At 70.7% G+C, this 6,946-nt stretch carries 6 protein-coding genes; 5 read left to right on the top strand and 1 reads right to left on the bottom strand.

The features are described from left to right. The 4 genes from KGQ19_RS53215 to KGQ19_RS51515 all read left to right on the top strand — a co-directional run. A partial coding sequence (locus KGQ19_RS53215; RefSeq protein WP_498038956.1) for an ATP-binding protein occupies positions 1 to 123 on the top strand: 123 nt, incomplete at its 5' end. Then, entirely contained in the window at positions 120 to 806 is a 687-nt protein-coding gene (locus tag KGQ19_RS46505; protein WP_307856724.1) for a response regulator, read from the top strand. The genes KGQ19_RS53215 and KGQ19_RS46505, both read left to right, overlap by 4 nt. A gap of 146 nt (positions 807 to 952) precedes the next feature. Then, complete coding sequence (locus KGQ19_RS46500) at positions 953 to 1,837, top strand: YwqG family protein (protein ID WP_212021682.1); 885 nt, start codon at positions 953 to 955, stop codon at positions 1,835 to 1,837. Beyond that, positions 1,837 to 3,036 (top strand): PucR family transcriptional regulator, encoded by a 1,200-nt coding sequence (locus KGQ19_RS51515; protein WP_212021681.1) that lies wholly within the window; start codon positions 1,837 to 1,839, stop codon positions 3,034 to 3,036. The genes KGQ19_RS46500 and KGQ19_RS51515 overlap by 1 nt, the downstream gene beginning before the upstream one ends. Before the next feature lie 432 nt (positions 3,037 to 3,468). Here the strand turns inward: KGQ19_RS51515 and KGQ19_RS46490 are convergent, their stop codons facing one another. After that, positions 3,469 to 4,893 carry a DUF2254 domain-containing protein gene (locus KGQ19_RS46490; RefSeq protein ID WP_212021680.1) on the bottom strand — a complete coding sequence of 475 codons (1,425 nt, stop codon included), beginning with the start codon at positions 4,891 to 4,893 and terminating at the stop codon, positions 3,469 to 3,471. Between the two features lie 127 nt (positions 4,894 to 5,020). Between KGQ19_RS46490 and KGQ19_RS46485 the strand changes: the two genes are divergently transcribed. Next, the coding region (locus tag KGQ19_RS46485) for an FdhF/YdeP family oxidoreductase (protein ID WP_268908244.1) at positions 5,021 to 6,946 on the top strand (1,926 nt) is incomplete at its 3' end.

The following is a 6,946-nucleotide window of genomic DNA, read 5'->3' as shown; positions in this document are numbered from 1 at the left end:
GTGGGCAGTTTCGGGTTCGGGCTGGCCGGGATGCGGGAACGGGCATCGTTGTTGAACGGGTCGTTCGCCGCCGGGCCGCGGCCGGAGGGCGGGTTCCGGGTGGAAGCGCGGATCCCGGCGTGACTGGCGGTACCGGCATAGTCAGGGTCCTGCTCGCCGACGACCAGCCGCTGATCCGCGCCGGGCTGGTGATGGTGATCACCGATGCCCCGGACATCGAGGTGGTCGGGCAGGCCGGCAGCGGCGCCGAGGCTCTGCGCCTGGTGCACGGTCTGCGGCCGGATGTGGTGGTGATGGACATCCGGATGCCCGGCCTGGACGGGATCGAGGCGACCCGCCGGATCCGGACCGAGGCGCCGGGGACCAGGGTCCTGATGCTGACCACGTTCGACGACGACGAGAACGTCTACGGCTCGTTGCGTGCCGGGGCCAGCGGCTTCCTGTTGAAGGACATGGCCCTGGACGACATCCTCGCCGCGGTGCGGGTGGTCGCCGCCGGGGACGCGCTGATCGCGCCGAGCGTGACCCGCAGGCTCATCGCGGACTTCACCGATCGCGACGCCGCCCCGGCCCGGGATCCGCGGGCCGGCGACCGGGCCCGGGCCCGGCTGGTCGGCGTCACAGAGCGCGAACACGAGGTGCTGGCCCTGGTCGCGCGCGGCCTGGCGAACAGCGAGATCGCCGCCGAGCTGGTGATCAGTCTGGCCACGGCGAAGACCCACGTGGCGAACCTGTTGACCAAGCTGGACGCCCGGGACCGGATCCAGTTGGTGATCCTGGCCTATGAGGCCGGGATCGTGGGTTAGAGGACTGAGCCGGAACCCCCGGGAATCACTCGTCCGGCCTGGCGGATTGCGCGTCGGCTGTGCCGGAGGACAGAACTCTTGGGCCCCGTGCACAAACATCCCGCAACGGGTTGTCGCGCGGGCGGACACCTGAAAGCATTCCGCGCATGGAGATCAGTGAGTCACCGCTGGCTGAGGCCGGCCGGCAGTTCTTCAGCCCGGAGAACGCCAAGAAGTGGGTCGAACTGCTGCGCCCGGGATTCCACCTGCGCGAGCAGAACGAGGGTGAGCCGCTGGTCGGCTATCTCGGCGGCGAGCCGCTGCTGCCGGCGGACGTCGCCTGGCCGCAGTGGGAGGGCCACGGGCCGCTGTCGTTCATCGCGGCCGTCGACTGTGGCGAGATCCCGGTCGAGGAGCTGGACATCCCGGTGCCGAACGACGGGATGCTGTTGTTCTTCTACTACAACGGTGTCGGCGATGACGCGGTGCAGTATCTGGACCCGGACAGCATCACGGGCGGCACGCGCGTGATCTACGTGCCCGAAGGTTCCAAGGACGTCTCGCAGCGTCCGGTGCCCGACGGCCTGGAGGCGTTCCCCCGCGTCATGCTGACCGGCGAGTTGATAGCGACCGCCCCGGACAACGAGAACGCGGCCCTGGTCGCGGCGTTCGGCGACGCCGACGCCGACCCCACGGCCGACGACGACTACACCGAGTTCCCGTACACCGACGACGGCGACGGCTTCTACAACGCCCTCACCACCTTCCGCCGCGACCACTCCCCGCACCACCGCGTCGGCGGGTACTCGCTGCCCAAGGCGGGCTCGGTGGCCAAGGAGGCGTCCCACGCGGTCGCCCCGGGCGATGACGACGCGGCCAAGGCCGCCCGCCGCGAGCTGCTGTCCGAACTCGTGATGCTGATGCAGGTCGACAGCGACGGCCGCGCGGCCATGGAGTGGGGCGACACCGGCCGCCTGTACTGGCTCATCAAGCGCGCCGACCTGGCGGCCCGGGACTTCGGCAAGGCGACCTTCACCTGGCAAAGCGAGTAATGACCGAAAGCGGACCGTCGCAGCTCCCGGAGCTGGCCGCCTGGGCGGCCTCCCAACTGCCGAGGCTGATCGACCAGGCCTGTGCCGCGACCGTCGAGCGCATCCCGTTCTACCGGGACGGGAGCGTGGTCGACGGGCCGGAGCTGCGGCGGTCCGTGGACGAGAACCTGCGCTTCCTGATCGCCGCCATCGGCCGACCTGCGAGCCTCCCCCTCGACCTGGCGGCGCCGTCCGCGACCGGACGGCGCCGCGCGCACCAAGGCGCGCCGCTGCCCGAGGTGCTTCAGTGCTACCGCCTGGTCTTCACCACCCTGTGGGACGCCCTGCTCGCGCACACCGGCGACAACCGCCTCCCGGCCGCCGCCGAGGCACTGCTCGCCGCCGCCGGACGCATCTTCCAGCTCACCGACCAGCACGCCATCGCGCTCACCGAGGCCTACCGCGCGGCGACCGCCGAACTGATGCGGGCCCGCCAGGCCCGGCGCTCAGCCCTGGTCGAGGCACTGCTGACCGGCTATCCGGGCCCGGAGGCAGCGCCCTGGGAAGCCGCGGAGTTCCTGGGCCTGCACCGCGACGGCGTCCTGGTCGTGGTCGCCGCCGACACCCGCGGCCTGGCCGAGGCGAGCCTCCCGGACGTCGAGAAGCGGTTGGAGGACCAAGGCATAGTGTCCGGCTGGCGCCTCACCCCGGCCCAACAGCTCGGCGTGGTGTCGCTCCAAGAGGACCGGTACGACAAGATGCTGACAGTCCTGCGCGCCACCGCCCGGGCCCGCACCGGCCTGAGCCCCGCCTACGCGTCAGTCCACGACACGCCGCGCGCCCTGCGCCTGGCACAAGCGGCGCTGGCCGGGCTGCCGACGGGCCGCGCGCAGGTGCGGGAGTTCGACCCGAGCCCGCTGGCCGCCCTGATGGTCTACGAGTCCGATGAACGACGGCGCCTGACGACCAAGGTCCTCGGCCCGGTTCTGGGCCTACCGATGGACGACCGCGCCACCCTGCTGGAAACGCTGAACGCCTACCTGGACAACGCCGGCTCCGCCGAACGCGCGGCCGAGGTGCTGCACTGCCACGCAAACACGGTGCGGTACCGGCTGCGGCGGATACAGGAGCTGACCGGACGGTCGCTGGCGGATCCGCATGGGGTGGCGGAGTTGGCGGCGGCGGCTTTCGCGGTGCGGTTGGAGGGGGCCGGCGGCTGAGGTGGCCGACGGCTGGCGGCTGAGGTGGCTGGCGGCTGAGGTGGCAAGGTCGTGCCTCGCGGCTGCCAGTCATCCCACCGTCGCATCCCGCATATAGCGTTCTGTCTCACGGCGACGCCTATACAGGTTCCACAGGTAGCCGCCGCCGACGATAACGACGCCCGCCACGACGATCAGCGGAGCCATCAGGAGGGCAGTGCCGACGCTTCCTCCCCCGGCGATCACCGTGGTGGTCTCCGTGTCGTTTTGGGCAGTGGCCGAGATGACGGCGTCAGGGCCGCGAAGCCCGACACCCCCGGGTGCGCTCGCACGCCCATCGGTTCCCCCGTATCAATTGCGGCTTTGCTCCGCGCGAAGCCCGCCGGAGAGTATGACACCCTCCGCGATCGTGAACGCGCATCGGAGCGCACCCCCTGGTCGAGGGTCTCCAGGCTAGTCCCCGGCCTCCGCCAGCAACCGACTGTGCAGCGCCACCAGCGCGTCATAAACCCCGACCACATCCGCCAGATCCCCCGGCTCCGGCACCGACTGCTCCGCCGCCCGCTTGATCATCTCGGCCTGCTGCATCAGCACCGCGTACTGTGCCGGGCGCGGCGCCTGCGCCATGATCTCCTTCAGCGCCTGCAACTCCCGGATCATCACCGACGGCATGCCGCGGCTGGTCTGGCGCACCTTCTCGAATCCGCGCTGCACCAGCCGGTCGTAGGGCGCCTGGGTGCGGATCAGCCGTACGTAGCCCGCCCGGTCGCGGTGCACCACCTGCGGGTGCCAGCGCAGCGCCACCTGCCGCAGGCTGTCGCCGATCCAGTCGATGCAGGTCAGTGCGGTGAACGGGTCGTTCACCGCGGGTGAGAGGGCCCGGACCGCGATCTCCACCAGCTGGTCGATGCCGAAGGAGATGTCCTGGCTCAGCGAGCGGTAGGGCCCGGTCAGGTGCGCGCGCCGCAGCGCAGCCTTGACCCGCGGGGCGGCCTCCGGCGGCGTCACCATCGCCAGCAGCCGGCCGGCGACGATGAAGTGCCCCGGCCGGTAGAGCAGGTGGATCACCGCGTCGTTCTCGGTGGCGATCCGGACCAGCTTGGCGTGCGAGACGTACTGCAGGTAGCCGCTCTCCGAGGAGGTGACCACGCCGTGCTCGGCGTCCATCGCGGCCAGGATCTCCTGCGGCGAGGGCCCCAGCCGCTCGCTGCCCGGGGGCGGGGCGGCCTCCTCGTCGATGGCCCGCACCACGTCGGCGGCGATGGAGGCGATGACGTAGGGCAGCTGGATCTGTACCGCGATGTGGTGGATGAAGTAGATCAGGACCGCGACGTCCAGCAGCGACAGGAACAGCACGGCGCTGATCGAGGCGTGCGGGACGAAGTCGCCGTGCCTGCCGGGCCCGATCGAGATCAGCACCAGGATGGCGAAGGTGAAGGTGCCGACGAAGGTGCCCAGCGTCCACTGCGTCCCGCGGTCGCGCATGAAGTTGCGCAGCATCCGCGGCCCGAGCTGGTTGGCGGCCAGCGTCAGCGCCACCAGGATCACCGAGAACACCACGCCGATCACGGTGATGATGGCGGCGGCCAGCGCGGCCAGGATCTGCCGCGAGGCGTCGGCGGTGCCGCTGATCACCCAGGACGGCAGCTTGATCGAGCCGTTGTAGGCCGCGCGGTCCAGGACGTTGCCGCCCCAGAACAGCAGCAGCGCCGCCCCCACCTCCAGCGTCGGCACCCACCACAGGCTGGTGCGCAGCGCCTCCCGGCGCCAGCCGGGCCGCAGCTCGACATGCGTCAACGCGGCCCCCTGTCCTGAAGTGAGCGCCGGTACCCGCCGGATCGGCGAGATGTGGATCGGTCCCGAGACATGAATCCCCATGTGGATCTCCCGGAGCGCGGATCTGACGCCCCGAATGGGCCATCCGGGGTAGCCGACGGCCCGCCGTGGGAGCAGGGTGGTCGCCGTGAAGTCCTCAGAAGGCACCGCCGAGGTCCCGGACCCGCCCCTGGAACCGTCGATCGGCTCGGTCCCGGACGCGCCGCCGAGCTCGCACCCGTACCACCACCCGGCCGCCGGCTGGGGCGCCGCGAAGAGCGTCACGCACGTGCTGCTGGAGCAGGGCGAGCTGCGCGAGGGCACGCGCGCGATCCTGAAGATGAACCACGAGAACGGCGGCTTCGACTGCCCCGGCTGCGCCTGGCCGGACTCGCTCAAGGGCCTGCACCTGGACATCTGCGAGAACGGCATCAAGCACGTCACCTGGGAGATGACCCGCAAGCGCGCGGGCCGGGAGTTCTTCGCCGCGCACACCGTGGCCGAGCTGGAGCAGTGGACCGACTTCGCGCTCGAGGACCAGGGCCGGCTCACCGAGCCGATGGTCTACGACGCCGAGACCGACCACTACGTCCCGATCAGCTGGAAGGACGCCTTCGAGCTGATCGGCAGCACCCTGCGCGAGCTCGACGACCCGGATCAGGCCGCCTTCTACACCTCCGGCCGCCTGGGCAACGAGGCCACGTTCCTGTACCAGCTGCTGGCCCGCGAGCTGGGCACCAACAACCTGCCGGACTGCTCCAACATGTGCCACGAGGCCAGCGGCCGGGCCCTGACCGCGGCCCTGGGCACCGGCAAGGGCACCTGCGACCTCAAGGACTGGGAGAGCACCGACGCGCTGTTCGTCCTGGGCGTCAACGCCGCCTCCAACGCGCCGCGGATGCTCACCTCGCTGGCCGAGGCCTACCGCCGCGGGGCGCAGATCGTGCACATCAACCCGCTGGTCGAGGCGGGGGCCACGCGCACGATCGTGCCGCACGAGTTCGTGCAGATGGCGCTGAACAAGGCCACGAAGACCAGCACCCTGAACATCCAGCCGCGTATCGGCGGCGACATGGCCCTGATCCGCGGCATGGCCAAGGCCGTGCTGGAGTGGTCGGCCGCCGACCCCAAGGCGCTGGACCGGGAGTTCATCGACCGCCACACCCAGGGCTTCGAGGACTACCGCGCGCTGGTCGAGGCCACGAGCTGGGACGAGATCGAGCAGCAGGCGGCGGTCCCCCGCCAGGACATCCGCAAGGCCGCGCAGGTCTACCGCGAAGCCGACCGCAGCGTCATCAGCTGGTGCCTGGGCATCACCCAGCACGAACACGGCGTCGACACCATCCGCGAGATCGTCAACCTGCTGCTGCTGCGCGGCAACATCGGCCGCGAGGGCGCCGGCCCATCCCCCGTGCGCGGCCACAGCAACGTCCAGGGCAACCGCACCTGCGGCATCGACCACCGCCCCAAGCCGGCGTTCCTGGACCGGCTGGCCGAGGTCTGCCAGATCGACCCGCCCCGCGCCTTCGGCCGGGACACCGTCAGCACCGTCGAGGGGATGCACTGCGGCGAGGTGAAGGTGTTCTGCGGCATGGGCGGCAACTTCGCCCTCGCCGCCCCCGACACCGCCTACACCTACGAGGCGCTGCGCACCTGCGAGCTGACCTTCCACGTCAGCACCAAGCTCAACCGCAGCCACCTGGTCCACGGCAAGAAGGCGCTGATCCTGCCCTGCCTGGGCCGCACCGAGAAGGACCACCAGCGCGGCGGCGTGCAGCAGCTGTCGGTCGAGGACTCGATGAGCATGGTGCACCTCTCGGTCGGGATGAAGAAGCCCGCCTCGCCCTACCTGCTGTCCGAACCCGCGATCATCGCCGGCATCGCCAAGGCCGCACTCCCGGACACGAAGACCCGCTGGGACTGGTACGTCGAGGACTACGACCACATCCGCGACACCATGGCCAAGGTCCTGGACGGCTTCGAGGACTTCAACCGCCGCGTCCGCCTCCCCCTCGGCTTCCGCATCAAGCAGCCGGCCCGCGAACTCGTGTTCCTCACCCCCTCCGGCAAGGCCGAGTTCTCCGCCGCCCCGCTCCCCGACGCCTGTCTCTTATAC

The sequence above is a fragment of the Catenulispora pinistramenti genome (genome assembly GCF_018274385.1).
Classification (GTDB): domain Bacteria; phylum Actinomycetota; class Actinomycetes; order Streptomycetales; family Catenulisporaceae; genus Catenulispora; species Catenulispora pinistramenti.
This window is presented reverse-complemented; position numbering and strand designations above follow the sequence as displayed.

What these genes read in the sequence shown, in the direction of transcription:
- KGQ19_RS46500 (WP_212021682.1), top strand. Translation starts at nt 953, where the DNA reads ATGGAGATCAGTGAGTCACCGCTGGCTGAGGCCGGCCGGCAGTTCTTC.
- KGQ19_RS51515 (WP_212021681.1), top strand. Translation starts at nt 1,837, where the DNA reads ATGACCGAAAGCGGACCGTCGCAGCTCCCGGAGCTGGCCGCCTGGGCG.
- KGQ19_RS46490 (WP_212021680.1), bottom strand. Translation starts at nt 4,893, where the DNA reads ATGGGGATTCATGTCTCGGGACCGATCCACATCTCGCCGATCCGGCGG.